At 61.3% G+C, this 16,445-nt stretch carries 20 protein-coding genes; 10 read left to right on the forward strand and 10 right to left on the reverse strand.

The features are described from left to right. Window position 1: 1 nt before the first annotated feature. Complete coding sequence (locus ACFQ6Y_RS09805) at window positions 2–1,378, reverse strand: MFS transporter (protein ID WP_378543136.1); 1,377 nt, start codon at window positions 1,376–1,378, stop codon at window positions 2–4. Window positions 1,379–1,517: 139 nt separating this feature from the next. Then, window positions 1,518–2,435 carry a LysR substrate-binding domain-containing protein gene (locus ACFQ6Y_RS09810; protein WP_378543835.1) on the reverse strand — a complete coding sequence of 306 codons (918 nt, stop codon included), beginning with the start codon at window positions 2,433–2,435 and terminating at the stop codon, window positions 1,518–1,520. Between the two features lie 134 nt (window positions 2,436–2,569). On the opposite strand from ACFQ6Y_RS09810, the gene ACFQ6Y_RS09815 reads away from it, so the two are divergent. Beyond that, window positions 2,570–3,262, forward strand: a complete 693-nt coding sequence (locus ACFQ6Y_RS09815) for an SDR family NAD(P)-dependent oxidoreductase (protein ID WP_378446191.1) — start codon at window positions 2,570–2,572, stop codon at window positions 3,260–3,262. Window positions 3,263–3,284: 22 nt separating this feature from the next. Here the strand turns inward: ACFQ6Y_RS09815 and ACFQ6Y_RS09820 are convergent, their stop codons facing one another. Continuing rightward, window positions 3,285–4,058, reverse strand: coding sequence for a hypothetical protein (locus tag ACFQ6Y_RS09820; RefSeq protein ID WP_378543138.1), 774 nt, complete (start codon window positions 4,056–4,058; stop codon window positions 3,285–3,287). 105 nt (window positions 4,059–4,163) lie between these two features. Between ACFQ6Y_RS09820 and ACFQ6Y_RS09825 the strand changes: the two genes are divergently transcribed. Further along, window positions 4,164–4,991, forward strand: a complete 828-nt coding sequence (locus tag ACFQ6Y_RS09825) for a crotonase/enoyl-CoA hydratase family protein (RefSeq protein WP_378543140.1) — start codon at window positions 4,164–4,166, stop codon at window positions 4,989–4,991. Next, a complete protein-coding gene (locus ACFQ6Y_RS09830) occupies window positions 4,988–6,526 on the forward strand; it encodes a class I adenylate-forming enzyme family protein (protein WP_378543142.1) in 1,539 nt (512 codons plus the stop codon). The genes ACFQ6Y_RS09825 and ACFQ6Y_RS09830 overlap by 4 nt, the downstream gene beginning before the upstream one ends. Here the strand turns inward: ACFQ6Y_RS09830 and ACFQ6Y_RS09835 are convergent. Then, entirely contained in the window at window positions 6,519–7,151 is a 633-nt protein-coding gene (locus ACFQ6Y_RS09835) for an alpha-ketoglutarate-dependent dioxygenase AlkB (protein WP_378543144.1), read from the reverse strand. The two genes, ACFQ6Y_RS09830 and ACFQ6Y_RS09835, sit on opposite strands and share 8 nt — an antisense overlap. A 148-nt stretch (window positions 7,152–7,299) precedes the next feature. Here ACFQ6Y_RS09835 and ACFQ6Y_RS09840 point away from each other — a divergent pair, with 148 nt between their 5' ends. Next, entirely contained in the window at window positions 7,300–7,716 is a 417-nt protein-coding gene (locus ACFQ6Y_RS09840; protein ID WP_317556243.1) for a hypothetical protein, read from the forward strand. Window positions 7,717–7,810: 94 nt separating this feature from the next. Here the strand turns inward: ACFQ6Y_RS09840 and ACFQ6Y_RS09845 are convergent, their stop codons facing one another. Then, window positions 7,811–8,038, reverse strand: coding sequence for a hypothetical protein (locus ACFQ6Y_RS09845; RefSeq protein WP_378532201.1), 228 nt, complete (start codon window positions 8,036–8,038; stop codon window positions 7,811–7,813). Between the two features lie 247 nt (window positions 8,039–8,285). Between ACFQ6Y_RS09845 and ACFQ6Y_RS09850 the strand changes: the two genes are divergently transcribed. Beyond that, window positions 8,286–9,077 carry a MerR family transcriptional regulator gene (locus ACFQ6Y_RS09850; RefSeq protein WP_378631552.1) on the forward strand — a complete coding sequence of 264 codons (792 nt, stop codon included), beginning with the start codon at window positions 8,286–8,288 and terminating at the stop codon, window positions 9,075–9,077. Window positions 9,078–9,160: 83 nt separating this feature from the next. Continuing rightward, complete coding sequence (locus ACFQ6Y_RS09855) at window positions 9,161–9,625, forward strand: hypothetical protein (protein ID WP_378532205.1); 465 nt, start codon at window positions 9,161–9,163, stop codon at window positions 9,623–9,625. Window positions 9,626–9,627: 2 nt separating this feature from the next. On the opposite strand, the gene ACFQ6Y_RS09860 is transcribed toward ACFQ6Y_RS09855, so the two are convergent. The 3 genes from ACFQ6Y_RS09860 to ACFQ6Y_RS09870 all read right to left on the reverse strand — a co-directional run bounded on the left by ACFQ6Y_RS09860 (window position 9,628) and on the right by ACFQ6Y_RS09870 (window position 11,973). Further along, window positions 9,628–10,773 (reverse strand): HoxN/HupN/NixA family nickel/cobalt transporter, encoded by a 1,146-nt coding sequence (locus ACFQ6Y_RS09860; protein ID WP_378631555.1) that lies wholly within the window; start codon window positions 10,771–10,773, stop codon window positions 9,628–9,630. Between the two features lie 140 nt (window positions 10,774–10,913). Next, window positions 10,914–11,243 (reverse strand): branched-chain amino acid transporter permease, encoded by a 330-nt coding sequence (locus tag ACFQ6Y_RS09865; protein ID WP_378543164.1) that lies wholly within the window; start codon window positions 11,241–11,243, stop codon window positions 10,914–10,916. Next, window positions 11,236–11,973, reverse strand: coding sequence for an AzlC family ABC transporter permease (locus tag ACFQ6Y_RS09870; RefSeq protein WP_378543166.1), 738 nt, complete (start codon window positions 11,971–11,973; stop codon window positions 11,236–11,238). Before ACFQ6Y_RS09870 ends, ACFQ6Y_RS09865 begins: the two co-directional genes overlap by 8 nt. A 79-nt stretch (window positions 11,974–12,052) precedes the next feature. On the opposite strand from ACFQ6Y_RS09870, the gene ACFQ6Y_RS09875 reads away from it, so the two are divergent. Both ACFQ6Y_RS09875 and ACFQ6Y_RS09880 read left to right on the forward strand, forming a co-directional pair. Continuing rightward, entirely contained in the window at window positions 12,053–12,493 is a 441-nt protein-coding gene (locus ACFQ6Y_RS09875) for an Lrp/AsnC family transcriptional regulator (protein WP_020970517.1), read from the forward strand. Window positions 12,494–12,551: 58 nt separating this feature from the next. Beyond that, entirely contained in the window at window positions 12,552–12,977 is a 426-nt protein-coding gene (locus ACFQ6Y_RS09880; RefSeq protein ID WP_378631558.1) for a VOC family protein, read from the forward strand. On the opposite strand, the gene ACFQ6Y_RS09885 is transcribed toward ACFQ6Y_RS09880, so the two are convergent. After that, entirely contained in the window at window positions 12,974–13,984 is a 1,011-nt protein-coding gene (locus ACFQ6Y_RS09885; RefSeq protein WP_378631561.1) for an AraC family transcriptional regulator, read from the reverse strand. The two genes, ACFQ6Y_RS09880 and ACFQ6Y_RS09885, sit on opposite strands and share 4 nt — an antisense overlap. After that, window positions 13,981–15,171, reverse strand: coding sequence for a pyridoxal phosphate-dependent aminotransferase (locus ACFQ6Y_RS09890; RefSeq protein ID WP_378631564.1), 1,191 nt, complete (start codon window positions 15,169–15,171; stop codon window positions 13,981–13,983). Before ACFQ6Y_RS09890 ends, ACFQ6Y_RS09885 begins: the two co-directional genes overlap by 4 nt. A gap of 135 nt (window positions 15,172–15,306) precedes the next feature. Between ACFQ6Y_RS09890 and ACFQ6Y_RS09895 the strand changes: the two genes are divergently transcribed. Continuing rightward, on the forward strand, window positions 15,307–15,885 hold the full coding sequence (locus ACFQ6Y_RS09895) for a carboxymuconolactone decarboxylase family protein (RefSeq protein ID WP_020908828.1): 579 nt from the start codon (window positions 15,307–15,309) through the stop codon (window positions 15,883–15,885). A gap of 125 nt (window positions 15,886–16,010) precedes the next feature. Further along, entirely contained in the window at window positions 16,011–16,406 is a 396-nt protein-coding gene (locus ACFQ6Y_RS09900) for a molybdopterin-binding protein (protein WP_378446207.1), read from the forward strand. Window positions 16,407–16,445 lie beyond the last annotated feature (39 nt).

Genomic DNA, 16,445 nt, shown 5'->3' on the forward strand with positions numbered 1-16,445 from the left:
GTCAAGCGTTGTTGCTGGTGAGCTCTGAGTCCTGCTTGGTCGGCAGTTTCGGCTTCGGTTGGCCCAGTTCAGCTGTGGGCGTCCGGTACGTCTCCGGCCCGGTCATGGCAGCGATGGCTGACACGACTGCAAAGCCGAGGCACATCCAGGCAACCGGCGTCCAGTTGCTCTTGTCTCCGGCCGAAATCGCTTGGGCGATAGCCGGTGTGAAGCCGGCGACGAGTAGACCGAGCATGAGGCTCACAGCCATACCGGTGTATCGGACCTTCGCGGGAAACTGCTCCGGGAAGTACGCCGGGTAGGTACCGTTGGGCATCGCGTAGAAGATGCCGATCATGACGATTCCCGAAGCGAAAACCATGGGAACGCTCTGGGTTCCGATGGAATGGAAGAACACGAAGATCATCAGCCCCGCTCCGATCGCACCGATGACGAAGATCGGCTTGCGCCCGTAGCGATCGGAGAGAATGCCGAACAGTGGCTGCGTCAGTACGGCAACAAAATTGGCGGTCGCGATGGCCCACAGCATCGTGGAGCGTTCGAATCCGGATTCGACGGCGTACGCCAGCGCGAAGACGTTGACGATGGTGTTGATCATCGCGAAGGTCGAGCTCATGCTGATGCGGATCACGGTGCGCCAGTGCGAGCGGAACATCTCGACGACGGGGATTCCCGCTGTCTCGTCCTGCTCTTTGAGTTCTTCGAACACTTCGGGCTCGTCGAGGGCACGACGCAACCAGAGCGCGACCACGGTCACGATGATGCTGAGCCAGAACGGAACTCGCCAACCCCACGAGTAGAGGTCTTCGTCGGGCAGGCTTGCCACCGGGATGAATACCAGGCTGGAGATGACGATGCCGAACATGATCCCGCTCATGGTGAACGAGGTGAAGAACGAGCGACGGTGATCAGGTGCGTGTTCGAGTGTCAGCGCCGACGAGCCGGGGGATTCACCGCCGGCGGAGAGCCCTTGAAGCAGGCGGAGCAAGACGAGGATGATCGGTGCGGCTATGCCGATCTGGTCGTAGGTCGGCAGGCAACCGACGATGACGGTCGCGACTCCCATGAGGAGAAGACACGCGAGAAGTGCGTTCTTACGTCCGTAGCGATCGCCGAGGTGACCCCACAGCACCGCGCCGAGCGGGCGGGCGACGTAGGCAACACCCAGGGTGCTGATCGAGAGCAGGGTTGCGGTTGATCCGCCGCCGGGGAAGAAGATCTTGGGGAACACCAGCGCGGCCGCGGAGCCGTAGATGAAGAAGTCGTAGTACTCGAGGGTGCTGCCGAGGAAGCCCGAAACGGCGGCGCGGCGCGCGTTCGCATTCGGATGTTCCTCGGTCGAGTTCGTGGAACCGGTGGAGGTAATCGGAGGTGCCATGTGAAGTCCTTTCGTCCCGATGGGCCGGCCGTGGTGGCACGTGTGGAGATGCACCACGCATCGGTGACGTCCCTCACCTTTCGGCGGCTGAGACGACAGTGCCACGAAGGACTATGGCGCGTCCAACACTAAATGAGTCTCAGATAATGACGTTATTGGTCTCAATGTCCGGGGTAGGCAGAATCTCCTCCGACGTCTCCAGTGCGACGGCGAGCGCATCGGTCATGTGCCGTGGTGACCAGGCAATTCCGTGATTCATGTACGTCGGGTCGCCGGTGAGCGGGACGAACACACTGCCAGGGGGCGTGATCGCAGCCATGCCCGATGTCATCAGGGCTACGCCGACGCCGGCAGCAACAAGCATCAGGATCATGTACGGATCGGTGATCTCCTGGACTACGCGAGGTCTGAAGTCGGCGTTCATGCAAGCCCGCATCGCGGTCTCCTGCAGTGCCGAGCCGGCCGAGAGCGGGGTGGTCACGAATCCGTCGCCGGCCAATTCGCGGAGATCGATCGCGTCCCTCTCGGCAAGGGGATGGTCGATCGGAAGCACGGCGCCGAACGCCTCCCGTCGAATGAGTCGGGTAGAGAGCGATGCGGATTCCACCGGTAGCCCGACGAAGGCGAGATCGAGGGCGCCGCTCTCGAGTTGAATGACCGCGTCGCGCGTCATGATCCGGCCGAGGAGTGTCAGTTCGACTTCGGGATAGCGCTGACGCAACGCGCGGGTGAGTGGCGGAAGTGCTTGATAATTGAGCACTCCGGTGAATCCGATCGTGACTCGTCCGTAGACGCCTCCCGACGACGCCCGCGTAGCGTGCCGTGCGGTCTCCATGTTCTCGATGACGCGATAGGCGTGGGGGAGAAAGGCATGTCCGCCGGACGTGAGTGCGACGCTGCGGGTGCTCCGTTCGAACAACTTGACGCCGATGTCCTTTTCGAGCTTTCGGATCATTTGGCTCAGCGGCGACTGCGCCATCTGGAGCCGTGACGCGGCCCGTCCGAAGTGAAGTTCTTCCGCAACCGCGACGAACGCGTGCAACCAGCGGGTTTCCATCGACAACGCCTCCAGGTATTTGACGTCGACGACAAACGCCATATATTCAGAATTTCTACACAGTGTGACGGCAATTATGCCTATTTGCAACATAAATTGAGTGCGTAACGCACAGAAACTCAGGAGTGAAGAGGATGCAGAGTTATCCGGAAGGTGTCACCGCGCTCATCACCGGCGGTGCGAGCGGAATCGGCGCCGCCAGCGCAAAGTTGCTGACGGAGAGGGGAGTTCGGGTGATCACGGCAGATCTTGCCGAGGGAGCGCACGAACAACTCGACGTGAGTGACCCGGTCGCCGTCGACGCGCTTCGTGCCCGAGTCGGCAGTGTCGACATCTTGATCAACAGTGCGGGAATTGTCGGGCCGTCAGCGCCGCTGGTCGAGGTTGATCTTGCGGCCTGGCAGCGTACGTTCCGCATCAACGTCGAGGGAACATTCCTCATGTGCCGGGCATTCGTACCGGGGATGGTTGCGTCGGGGTGGGGACGGGTCGTCAATCTCGCGAGTATTGCTGCCAAGGACGGAAACCCGAATCAGAGTGCGTATTCGGCGTCCAAAGCGGCCGTTGTCGCGCTGACGAAATCACTCGGCAAAGAGGTCGCCACCACCGGAGTGCTGGTCAACGCGATTGCGCCGGCGGCGGTGGAAAGCCCCATGAATGCCGGCACCGATCCTGCCATTCTCGCCCGTTCGCAATCTTTGACGCCGATGGCGCGGATGGGGAAGGCGGACGAGATCGCCGAACTGATCTCCTGGCTGTCGTCGTCTGCGGTGAGTTACTCGACCGGTGCCGTGTACGACGCCAGCGGTGGCCGCGCAACGTATTGAAATACCTTCTGGAGGAAGCCGATCAGAATTGGAGCAGTGACTGCCACAGTTCACGAGATGCATCCTGGTACTCGAGCATGTGCGAGATCAACTCTCGCAGTGGCTGCGTTGGTTCGAGCTCTTCCGGAAGTAGTGGATTGCGGACGATGACCGCGATGATCGCGCTGCCCAGGGCAAGTGATTCGCGGGCGGCTTCCTCGCGGCTGATTGCCGCCAGGCGGGTTTGCGCCTGTGTGAGTGCTTCGCGAGCCTCGGCGATGTCGGCCAACAGCGCCTCCGAGTTCCAGAGCGTACGGATAGTCGAATCATCCTCGGGGGTAAGGTGATCAACCTCCATCAGCGACGATTCGGGAGCGGCGCCGAGTCGGCGGAGAGTGCGGCGAGCGCTGTCGATTCCGCCGCCTAGATTGTTCGGACGGACGGCGAGTGTGGGCTTCCAGTCCTCGTAGCCCGCCAGGCGCAACGCTTGATCGTGCCGGCGGGCGGCGGTGCGGTCGCTTCGTTTGAGCCCTGAGTGCTCGACGGCGATCCAGGTGCCGTCCCAGGGGCGTATGCGATCGGTGCGAGTTCGCCACCCCTCGACCTCGCTGTAGGTGGGGATGCCGTCCGGGTTGAGGACGTACGTTCCCCGGGCGGTGCGACGCAGTTTGTCCTCGCGGCACAGACGGCCCGCTGCCACGCGAATGCTCGATGCGCTGACGCCGACAATCTCGCCGGCCCGGGTCAGCACAGCGGTGCTGAACTCGGTGTCCGGGCTTGCCGTTGCGAGGTCCAGCACAACTCGGGTTGCGGACATTCCTCGATCAGTTTGTAACAACTTTTGAACAACTCCTGACAAATTCTGTTACAAGTGGCATGGTGGGTACCGGGAAACCTTATCCGCGAGCAGTGAGGAAATATCGTGACCGACTCCGATCGACCAGGTGGCGATGTCTATGTGGAGCGTGACGGTGGCGTCACCGTCATCGTGATGAATCGCCCCGATCGCAAGAACGCGGTTGACGGACCGATGGCGGCGCAATTGCGTGATGCCTTCCTGGAGTTCGAGTCGGACGAGAGCCAGAAGGTGGCGATTCTGTGGGGTGCGGGCGGCACATTTTGTGCCGGTGCGGATTTGACCGCAGTCTCCGACCCCGCCCGCGTGCACGAGTTACACCCGGAAGGCGGCGGCACCGGTCCGATGGGGCCGAGTCGGTTGGTGTTGTCCAAACCGCTGATCGCCGCGGTCAGCGGATACGCGGTGGCCGGAGGGCTCGAACTTTCGTTGCTCGCGGACCTGAGGATCTGCGAGGAAGATTCCGTGTTCGGAGTCTTCTGCCGACGCTGGGGAGTTCCTCTCATCGACGGAGGGACCGTGCGACTGCCGCGAATTGTCGGGCAGGGGCGAGCACTCGACATGATCTTGACCGGTCGTCCGGTCGACGCTCCGGAGGCGCTGTCCTTCGGTCTGGCCAATCGTGTTGTTCCAGTAGGGCAATCACTCCAGGCAGCCAAGGAACTTGCACACCAGTTGACCGCGTTTCCGCAACTTTGCATGCTCGCGGATCGCGCGTCAGCCTACCGATCGTTTGATCTACCACTTGCCGAAGCGCTGCGCGCCGAGGGCGTTGCAGGAAATCCCATTGTCATCGCTGAAGGTGTACGCGGCGCTGCTGCGTTCGCCGCGGGCGCCGGCCGGCACGGCCGATTCGAGAACAACCGGAATTCGAACGAGGAAACTGAACCATGATGCCCATAACCAGAGACCTGATCGTCCGTGGCGCGCGACAGCACGGGGCGCGAACGGCCGTCGTCTTCGGCGATCGATCGATGACGTTCGCGGAAGTGGACGAACTCAGCAGCCGATTGGCACACGCGTTCATCGCGCTCGGTATCGGGCATGGCGCACGGGTTGCGTTGCTGGTCAACAACTCTCTTGCCAGCGTGCCCGTCGATTTTGCCTGCGTCAAAGCCGGAATCAATCGGGTTCCGCTCAACTCGCGACTCTCGGTCGACGAGCACGCGAGGATGCTCGAGGACACCGACAGTTCCCACGTCGTCTTCGGTCACGACCTCGCGGACCGAGCCGCTGAACTCTCGGCCAGGTTTCCCGAGCGGACATTCATCGGGCTGGAAACGAACTCGGAGGGACAGAGTTCTCTGCTCGACCAAGCGCAGAGCATGCCTTCGGACATGCCTGACGTCGAGGTGGCTCCCGACGATGTGATCCTGACTCTGTTCACGTCCGGCACTACGGGAACGTTGAAGGCCGCGCAGCACACCCAACGCAGCTACGCCGCCATCTGCCGCAATGTGCTGCTCAATCTGCTTCCGGCGACTCAGGACGACACGATGCTGCATGCGGCATCGCTGATCCATGCCAGCGGTGTGTTCGTGCTTCCGTTCTGGCTCCGCGGCGGAAAGACCGTCGTCCTTCCCGGTTTCGACCCATCGACGTTCTTGAACTCGATAACCGAGCATCGTGCCACCGCAATCAATTTGGTGCCGACGATGATTCAGATGCTCCTCGAACGCCCTGATTTCGCGAGCGCAGACATCTCGAGTCTGAAATCCGTGATCTACGGTGCCTCGCCGATGCCGCTGGACACCATCGAGCGGGCAATGCAGGCATGGGGGCAACACCGCTTTCTGCAGTACTACGGGCAGACCGAGGCGCCTCTGTGTATCGCAGTCCTTCGGCCCGAAGACCACACGGAGGATCGACTACTGTCCTGTGGTCAGCCTGCCATCGACGTCGAGATCAGGCTGCTCGACGGCGAGGGGCACGAAGTGCCGCAGGGAGAACCGGGTGAAATCGTGATCCGTTCGCCATCTGCGATCGCCGGATACTTCAACGCACCGGAACTGAATGCGGACACCTTCACCGAAGACGGTTGGGTCCACACGCGCGACATCGGCCAGTTCGACGCCGACGGATTCCTGTTCCTGAAGGACCGGGCATCGGACATGATCATCAGCGGCGGATACAACGTCTACCCCCGTGAAGTCGAGGATGCGCTCCTGACGCATCCGGCTGTTCGTGAGGTTGCCGTGGTCGGCACCGCCGACGTCAAGTGGGTGGAGGCGGTCACCGCCGTCGTTGTCCTCGAGGACGGAACCGTCGAAAACGACGCACTGCAAGCATCATTGGTCACTCACGTCGGCGAGCGACTGGCGTCGTACAAGAAGCCGCGCCGGGTGGTTTTTGCCGAATCGGTTCCGAAGACGGCCGTCGGCAAGCTCAATCGGAAGGCGCTGCGAGAGCAACTTCGCGACGCTATCTGACTCCGCGAGTACGGAATTGAACGCTGATTCTCGGCCCGAGTGCCCGCGCACTCTTGGGGACGCAGTGTTCCCAGGTGCGTTGGCACGATCCACCCATCACGAGTAGATCGCCGTGACCGAGATTGAACCGGATCGATTCGCCACCCCCGCGGGGGCGCAGTAGGAGCGGGCGAGCGGCACCGAGAGACAGAATGGCAACCATTGTGTCCTCGGTGCGGCTTCGTCCCGTGTCGTCCCCGTGCCAGGCAACGCTGTCGGAACCGTCACGATAGAAACACAGCCCCGACGTCGCGAAGGGCTCGCCGAGTTCGCCGAAGTAGTGGCTGCTCAGTACGTCTTTGGCTTCGGTGAGAAGCGCGTCCGGCAGCGGCTGATTCTCCGCGTAGAAGCACACCAGACGAGGTACGTCGACAACGCGGTCATACATCTGGCGCCGTTCTGATCGCCACGGAACCGTAGCTTCCAGGTTGTCGAACACGGCTTCCGATCCAGTCAGCCAAGCTGGGCGATGGTCGACCCATGCACCGGCGGTGAGAATGCGTCGCTGCACCGTGCCGTCGAGATCGGCCAAAGAAACGCCGAGGTCACCGTTGTCGAAGAGAGACGGTTGCATCGTGGCGGTCATAAGGACCACAGTACACCGAAATCGAACATATGTTCCCATGAATTTTCTATTGCGGTGCTGGACGGCTGTTCATCCTTGCTGGGTGATGTTCGTCGGCGCGAACCTTTGAATACTGTTCTCACGCTATTTCGCCGATGAAGGGGATGTCATGACTGCTCCGCACCAATCTCATGCGAACCATCCTGTCCGACAAGGCTTTGCCATCGGGACCACGGTGGCGGCAGCCTGCCTGCTCTTCGTAGCGGGAATTGTCGCGCTGCTGCAAGGCATTGCCGCTCTCGCAGACAACGATCTTCTGATCGTCGGAGTCAACTACACCTTCGAATTCGACGTCACGACGTGGGGTTGGATTCACATCGTGCTCGGAATCATCGGCATCGCGGTGTCGCTGGGATTGTTCGTGGGAATGACATGGGCTCGCGGGATGGCCTTCGTGATCGCAGCTCTCTCGATCGTGGCCAATTTCTTGTGGTTGCCGTACTACCCGCTGTGGTCGATCGTGATCATCGCTCTCGACGTCGCTGTGATCTGGGCCGTCGCGACATGGCGACCCGACGAGGTCTGATCAACTGACCGGAGTGAGTGGTTCACCTGCGACAGGCGAACCACTCACTCCGCTGTGTCCGGGCCTCCACGGTTGGCCACATCACTGCACGGCGTCAACGGCGCCTCGGTGATTCGCGATCCTGGTCCTCGCGCGGACGCATGTCCTTTGTCGATCGGTGTGGGAAGCCGTGGATCATCGAACAAGAAATCCAGCAGATCACGACCGTTGCGATTCCGAGTCCGATCGACGCGAATGGTTCTTGCGTGGCCAGCCAGACGCTCAGTCCGATTGCCGTCCCGACGATCAGAATCAGGATGGTGTCGAGTCGTGTCGTTTGCATCGAAATCATCGCCTGGCGCAGATTGTTTTCGGCGGCCCGCTTGCTTTGGCGGCCCGCCACCCGGCGAGTGACAGCCGGGGGCAGACCTTGCGCGGCTGACCCCTCGCTCTGGAAATCGCCGCCGCAAGTGATCAATACCCGCCACATTCGTCTGCGAAACTCTCCGCAGGAAGAACGGGACCTTGGACCTGCGGCCAGGGATGCGGTGCCTTGACTATGACGTAGCGTCATAGTTGATGCTGTTCGTATGCGAATCAGCGACGTGGCCAGGGCGGCAGGGACCACTTCACGGACCGTTCGGCACTATCACCGACTAGGCCTGTTGGCCGAGCCGAGGCGGCTGTCCAACGGATACAGAACTTACGAACTGCCCGATCTGGTCAGGCTGATGCGCATTCGTTGGCTCTCTGCCGCCGGCATTCCACTCGGCTCCATTGCCGCCATGATCGAGCCGAAGCCGATCGATGCAGGAGAACCGGACGACTTCGCCGACGACCTTTCCTCCCTGATTGCAGAGATAGACAGGAAGCAGCGTGTCCTCGCTGACCAGCGGGTGCGCCTCGAGGAAATGCTGTCGGCGCGAGGTGCCGGGCGGGTGGTCTCGCCGCTTCCCGTGGAGCTGGTGTCGGCGTTCGAAGAGTTGATCGCCTCGTCTCCGACGGACTCGGTGCGGCGCCTGTTCGAACGGGAACGCGACATGTGGGAGCTGGTGGCGATCTCGGGGGCAGCGCCGCACGAGTTGTTCTCCACGGCCACGCAGTTGCTGTCCGACGAGGATGACCGGAAGCGCATTGTCGATCTGTACCGCCGCTTTGCTGCATTGGCTGGGCGCGAGGTAGCCGAGGCTGCGGACGAGATCGCGGACTTGTCGGGCGAGTTGGGGGGATCGTTGGCCGGGGTGCTGGGCGACGTGTCCTCAGACGGAGGATCCGCAGATGTGGGCTTCTCGGTCGGGATCGCAGATCTGGTGCCTGATCCGGCGCAACGGGAAGTGGTCGCGCGCGTCGCAACACGTCTCATGTCTAGCGGTACGGCGTGATCCGATCACTGTGGTTGCTCTCGACGGGCACGGTAGACGGAAGTTCCGGTGATACAGCGACTTTCGGCTACTCGAGGGGGACCATGTCGATACCGGTGGCTTTTGTCGCGGCGAGTGTGATCGAGGCCGTGGCGATTCACTTCCTTGTTCCGTGGCAGTGGCTTCGCGTCGTGCTGCTCATTGCAACGGTGTTGTCGCTGATTGCGATTGGCGGTTGGCTCGCCGGACGGGTCGTGCACCCGCATCTCGTGTCGGCTCGAACGGTGGTGTTTCGATCCGGCACGGGCATTCGTGTCGAGGTGGACCGATCACGGATTTCGCGGGTGAGCATGGTCCGAAGATTCGGTGATACCGCCAATGCGGTGGTCGACGAGCATCTCGTTCTCCCGGGGCCCGACGGCACTGTCGTGGACGTCGAATTCGATCGACCGCTGCCGGTCTCGCTACCGAAAGGGCTGTCGAAGGGATCTAGCTCCACCATGATCGGTGGGCTGCGGTTGCATGTCGACCAACCTCGAGAATTCTGTGCTGCCTTGTCGCCGAACTGAACTCACATCGCGTCTTCTGCCGTCGCTCGTCGTGCGACTGCCGCACCGGACTGCGCCTGCCACCGTTCTTCGATGCGGCCGTACCGCCACACGAGGAGGGCGATCATCCAGGTGACGACGAAGAGTCCGACGATGATGAAGCCCATCGCGCCGAGATCCAGGTTCCCGATGGCGCCGAGAATCCCGTCGTGAATGTCGAGTTTGTCGGTGAAGATCGAGATGATTTCCTGGGTCCCGATCAGTAGGGCTACTGCCACCGAGAGTCCGGTGATCACCATGTTGTAGTAGATCTTTCGTACCGGCTGGGCAAATGCCCAACCGTAAGCGAAGTTCATGAACGATCCGTCGATCGAGTCGAACAGAGACATCCCGGCGCAGAAGAGTATCGGTAGAACGAGGATCGAATACCACGGGAGCCCTGTCGCCGCTGCGCCGCCGGCGATCACCAACAGTCCCACTTCGGTGACGGTGTCGAATCCCAGTCCGAACAGTAGGCCGACCGGGTACATGTGCCAGGGCTTGCGAACCATCTTCATCACCGGGCTCAGGATCTTGTTGAGGGCGCCGCGGCTGTCGAGTTCCTTCTCGAGTTGTTCCTCGTCGAAGGTTCCGGCCTTGTACTTCGTGTACACCCGATGAATCCCGATGAGAGAGAAAAGATTCAGGAGGCCGATCAAGATCAGGAACGTTCCGGAAATGGTGGTGCCGAACAAGCCGGTCCATTTCTCCAGATCGGAGTTGTCGTCGGAAAGGCTGGTGGCAAGTTGCCGCACACCCAACGCCAGAAGTGCGACGAGAACGAAGACGATGGTGGAGTGTCCGAGTGAAAACCAGAAACCGACGGACATCGGTTTCTTGCCGTCCGCCACCAACTTCCGAGTGGTGTTGTCGATGGCGGCGATGTGATCGGCGTCGAAAGCATGGCGCATGCCGAGCGTGTACGCCGTGACGCCGAGTCCGATGCCGAAGACACTGCCTTCGATCGTGTAGTGGCCGGGCACGACCAGACCGAGCAGAACTGCCCACCCGACGACGTTGAGTGCAACGACGGTGACGGTCATTCCGATGATGCTTCGACGCTGGCCTCGATCCAGACTGTGCCAGGCTCCGGCGATTCGGGTGCCCGTCGTGGTCATTGTCGTGGACATCGAACCTCACCGATCTTTCAGTCGCGGCCGGCGGCCACACTACTGAAATCGTATAAGTGTTCAACTGTTCAGATAAGCGCCTGGAGGTTACAAATCACCCATCCAGGAGTAAAGATTCTTTGCTCCCGGATGGGAAATCTTCAGGCAAACACGGTATTGACCAGGGCGACGTAGATCGTCGTTCCGACGACGATGCTCAAGACGGCGTTCTTTCGCCACAGATGCGCGGCGATCGTGGCGCACACTGCGATCAGTTCGGGTATGCCGTGCGACGGTGCGGTGATCGACACGCCTTTGAGCGAATACATCACGAGGATCAGCATGACGCCGGCCGGCATGTAGATGCCCAGGTAGCCGACCAGAGCGGAGGAGCGCAGCGGCATGAGCGCGGCAAACGGTATCGCGCGCAGAGCGAAGGTGACCACGGCCATGACGGCGACCGCCGCAAAGATGTACGAGGTGTCAGGCATCGATCTTCGCCTTTCGTGAGTCGTAGACAAAGCGGCCGATCAGGAAGAGTACGAAGGCACCCATCGCAATTGGCAGCATGTGTTCCGGTGCCGCGAGCCGCGCGACCAGAGCGCAGGTGACCGCTGCGACCGGCACCGCGAATCCGTTTTGCGCGCGAATCGCTTCGATCGAGAGGACAACGAACAATGCCGTCAGGGCGAAGTCGAGGCCGACGATCGAGTCCGGAATCCATTGTCCTGCCGTTGCGCCCAGGATCGCGCCACCGATCCAATAGGCGTGCAGGTACAGCTGGGAGTAGACGATGGTGCGGCCGGTGAGTGCCTTGGGATCGGCAGTCACCGACATCGCGTACGCCTCGTCGGTCAGCGCGAACATGCTGTAGAAGCGAGCGAAGGGATTTCGAATCTTTTCCAGCGGAAAGCTCAAGGCGTAGAACACATGTCGGAAGTTGACCAACAGTGCGGTCAGTGCGACGTACGGCAGTGGCGTCATGGCCGCGACCATTCCGACGGCGAGGAACTCCAGCGATCCTGCGTAGATCAGCGACGTGAAAACAACTGCCCACCAAGGATTGAGCCCCTGTTGGACCACGAGAACTCCGAGAGCTATCCCGAGTGGGAGCAGGCCGAACCCGACCGGCAGCGACAGCTGGAAGGCGTGCCGCCACGCCGGAGTTCGAGGCGGGGATTCGACGGCAGGTGCGGCCGTCGACGATGCTGGTTCGATCACGACGCAAATCTATAACAAAGATCGAGGTGATCGATTGCTCAGAATGCCCACATAGTGAACGGTGCGCAATAATAGTGCGATGGATGCCATGGATGACGCAATTTTGTTTCACCTTCGCCAAGACTCGAGTTTGACCAACACCGAGTTGGCGGATCTGGTGGGGTTGACGCCCTCTCCTTGCCTGCGTCGGGTGAAGAAGCTCGAAGCCGACGGAATCATCACCGGGTACCGCGCGATCGTCAGTCAGGAAGCGCTCGGTCGAGGATTTCAGGTGATCGTCACTGCCGAGATCGGAGTCAACGACCAGGCGACCATCGAGGACTTCGAATCTCAGGTCGCGGCGTTCGACGAAGTGATCGAATGTCGGCGACTGTTCGGAATACCCGACTACTTCATCCGTGTCGCCGTGAAAGATCTGGCGACGTACGAGAACTTCATGGTCACCAAGCTCAGCGGGCTTCCGGCCGTCTCGCGGGTGACATCGCTGATCACCATGAAGACCATCAAGAGCGTCGACTGACGCCCAAACTCACCCGAACCTGCTCTTTCGTGTCGGTGCTCGGCGTTAACGTCGGAACATGGGATACGAATTTCAAGTCACAGTAGATTCGGCGCACCCGCACGAACAGGCGAAGTGGTGGGCCGCGGCACTCGGGTGGGCAGCGGAGCCTAGCGACGAAGACTTCATCAGAGGCCTCGTCGCCGCTGGTCACGCCAAGGAATCCGACACCACGACGTTCGAGGGAGTTCTCGTCTGGCGTGAAGGTGCGGCCATCAGCGATCCGGAGCATCCCGAACGTCCCCGCGTTCTGTTCCAACTGGTTCCGGAATCGAAAACGGTGAAGAACCGTCTCCACTTCGACATACGAGTGGGCGACAAGCGCGAGGATGTTGCAGCGCAACTCGAGGAGGTGGGAGCGACGATCCTGCACCGAGGAACACAGGGGCCGAGCGTGTGGATCACGATGACCGATCCCGAAGGTAACGAGTTCTGCGTCAGCTAGCGGTAGGAACTCGGCGTATCGCCGGTCCATCGTTTGAAGGCACGACGGAAGGCGCTGGGCTCGGAGAATCCCAATCGCGCCGAGAGTACTTCGACGGATTCTCCGCGTCGCAAACCGGCGATGGCTACGTCGCGGAGTACTTCTTCGCGCAGTTGATTGAGTGAGGTGCCGTCACGCCGCAGCAGTCGACGCAGATGGGGAACGCTGATCGAGAGCATTTCGGCGATCTCCTCGGCCGTGGAGGTTCGTCCCTTCACTCCGAGTTCGAGGACCCGTCGCACCTGTGCCGACGCGGTGCTGTCGTAGTCGCGTTCGGACATGAGCTGAATCGGCGATTCTCGGAGGTATTCCTCCAGTGTTTCTTCGGTCTGGATGATCGGTGCACGCATGGCCGAGTTGTCGAACTCCAGTGCCGCTCGCTGCGCGCCGAAGGTGACGGGCGCTCCGAAGATGTAGTCGTAGTCCTGGGCCAACCGCGCATCCGGCGCAGAGTACGGAAATTCGACGGCCCGTAGTCGGACGCGCTTTCCGATCAGCCACGCGGAGAAGCGGTGCAGTAAGATCAGGACAAAATCGGTCGTGACACGTTCTGCGACATCACGTTCGGCGACACCTTCGCGTGCTCGGACAGCGAAACTCACTCGGGTGCTTTCTTCGCCCTTCTCGATCGACAGTGGGGCCAGGGCCGGTAGTGCACGGATCACGTCGGACATTCGGACGAAGGCGGATCCGAGGTCAGGGCAATGGATCAACGTCAGGCAGATCAAACGGAAAGTGCCACGGGGCACCGGGGCGGATCCGAGGCCGAACAATTCGTCGTCGGTGATCTGCCAGGTGGATTGGATGAACGTGGTGACCTGAGTCGGGGTCAGCCGGGCGCGAGGGTCGGACAATGTCTCCAGATCGATCCCAGCAGCTCGCAGTGCACCAGACAAATCGACGTCGTTGTCCGGCGAGAACGCGAGGTAGCGGTGGACGAATGCGGTCGGGATGGTCCGCGCTGTCATGGGTGCGCTGCTCCTTGGAGGAGGTGGAGACGGCGTGCAGCTTCGGAAAGAATGTGGTCCTGCTTGCAGAAGGCGAAGCGCACCAGGTGCTTCCAATCGTCGCGGTTGTCCGCGAACACGTCGACCGGTACGGCCGCGACGCCGATACGCTCGGGCAGCGCGCGGCAGAACTCTCCCGCGTCGGTCTCACCCAACGGTCTGATGTCGGCAAGGAGGAAGTACGTGCCGCCGCCGGAATGCACCGTGAAACCGGCTTCGGTCAGGGCTTTGCCGAGCACGTCCCGTTTGCCTTGCAAGCTCTGTCGAAGTTCGACCACCCACGGCTGTTCGTTGGTCAGCGCATACGCAACGGCAGGTTGGAATGGTGCGCCGGCGACAAATGACATGAACTGCTTGGCAGCACGAACGCCGTCGATGAGTTCGCGAGGGCCGATCGCCCATCCTGTTTTCCAGCCGGTGACATTGAAAGTCTTTGCGGCACTGGACACCGTGACGGTGCGCTCACGCATACCCGGAAGAGACGCCATCGGTGTGTGGGTGAGACCGTCGAACACCAAGTGCTCGTAGACCTCGTCACTCAACACGATCAGGTCGCGTTCGCACGCGAGTTCGGCGATCGCTCGAAGTTCTTGATCGGTGAACACGGTGCCGGTGGGATTGTGAGGACTGTTGACGATCAGCATCTTCGTCTTGGCGGTGATCGCGTTGCGCAAGGCATCGAGATCGACCGCGAATCCGTCTCCCGAGGCGACCAGAGGAACAGTGCGACGCACCGCGCCGGCCAATGCGACGGATGCTGCGTAGGAGTCGTAATACGGCTCGATCAGCACTACTTCTTCGCCGGGTTCGACCAGTCCGAGGATCGCAGCACTGATCGCCTCGGTGGCACCGACGGTGACCAGAACTTCGGAGTCGGGATCACTGTCGAGCCCGTAGCGGATGCGCCGATCCTCCGCGATTGCTTGACGCAGGACGGGCATGCCCGGCCCGGGTGGGTATTGGTTGACGCCCTCGGCGATGGCTCGACGCGCTACTTCGAGCATGGCCGCAGGACCGTCGGTATCCGGAAAGCCCTGACCGAGGTTGACCGCGTCGTGAAGTGTGGCCAACGCTGTCATCTCGGCGAAGATCGTGGATGCGAACGGCTGCAGACGCGAGACGGTGCGGTTGCGGGGCGTCGAAGGCATCTTTGCAGCTTAGTCGGCTGAGACCGCATCCTCACATCTGCTCGGGCGCGGTGCTTGTCACGTTTGAATCGCCGCCGTCGTCCAACTCTGTAGAGAGCATCGAATCCGGTGCTGTAGAAGATACGGAGGCTTGCCATGACTCGCATTCCCGCAGTGACACCGTCAGAAGCCAGTCCGTTGATCAAGGTGGCCTACAAATTTGCCGCCAGGCAGTACGACGAAGTTCCCGAGCCTTTTGCCGTCCTGGCCAATCATCGGAAATTGTTCGTCGCCGCTGCCCGTCACGAGATGGCCGTGCAGAAGGCGTCGAAGGTGCTGCCGTCGAACATTCGTGAACTGGCCGTCTATCGCGTCGCCTGGACTGTCGGCTGCTCGTGGTGTGTCGACTTCGGGACGATGCTCTCGCGCCTGGACGGTTTGGACATCGACAAGCTGAAAGGGATCGCGAATTACCGGGATTCACCGAAGTACAGCGAGGACGAGCGGGCCGCGATCGCCTACGCCGATGCCATGACCGGTGACCCGCACGGGGAGAACGGGGTGACGGACGAGCAGGTCGCGGATCTCGAGCGCAGGTTCGGGCGAGCGGGCGTCGTGGAACTGACCTATCAGATCGGGCTCGAGAACATGCGCGCCCGGATGTATTCGGCGTTGGGGATCACCGAGCAAGGGTTCAGCACCGACTCCTGCCGCGTGCCCTGGGCCGAAGAATGATGCGCTGACTCGTCTACGGCAACTATCGACAATGCTCCGCAGATACGTGATCATGATTGACTAGTTCACGCATCTGCGGAGTATTTCGGCTTGTTAGGTCCGCACTTGCGACCTACGATCACCTCGTGCCCAACATTCGAATCCGCGAAGCCGCCGGTCTGCTCGGTGTCAGTGACGACACCGTTCGGCGGTGGGTCGACGGTGGGCTTCTCGAAGCGACGACGGACGACTCCGGCCGCAAGGTCATCGACGGCGCCGAGTTGGCAGGCTTCGCCAGGTCCAATGCCGGACCCGCACCGGCCGATCCGCTCACCGGTGCAAGTTCGGCCCGCAACCGGTTCGCCGGCCTCGTCACCAAGGTCGTCACCGACAAGGTGATGGCACAGGTCGAAATGCAGTGTGGGCCCTTCACCGTCGTCTCCTTGATGAGCACCGACGCGGTTAGGGAACTCGGACTCGAAGTCGGAAGCATCGCCGTCGCGATAGTGAAGGCCACCACCGTCATAGTGGAAACCCCGTAACTCTGAAAACGCCGTAGTTCTGAACATATTGGAGGATAT

Origin of the sequence: Rhodococcus sp. NPDC056516 (genome assembly GCF_042794655.1) — a bacterium.
Lineage (GTDB): Bacteria > Actinomycetota > Actinomycetes > Mycobacteriales > Mycobacteriaceae > Rhodococcus_F.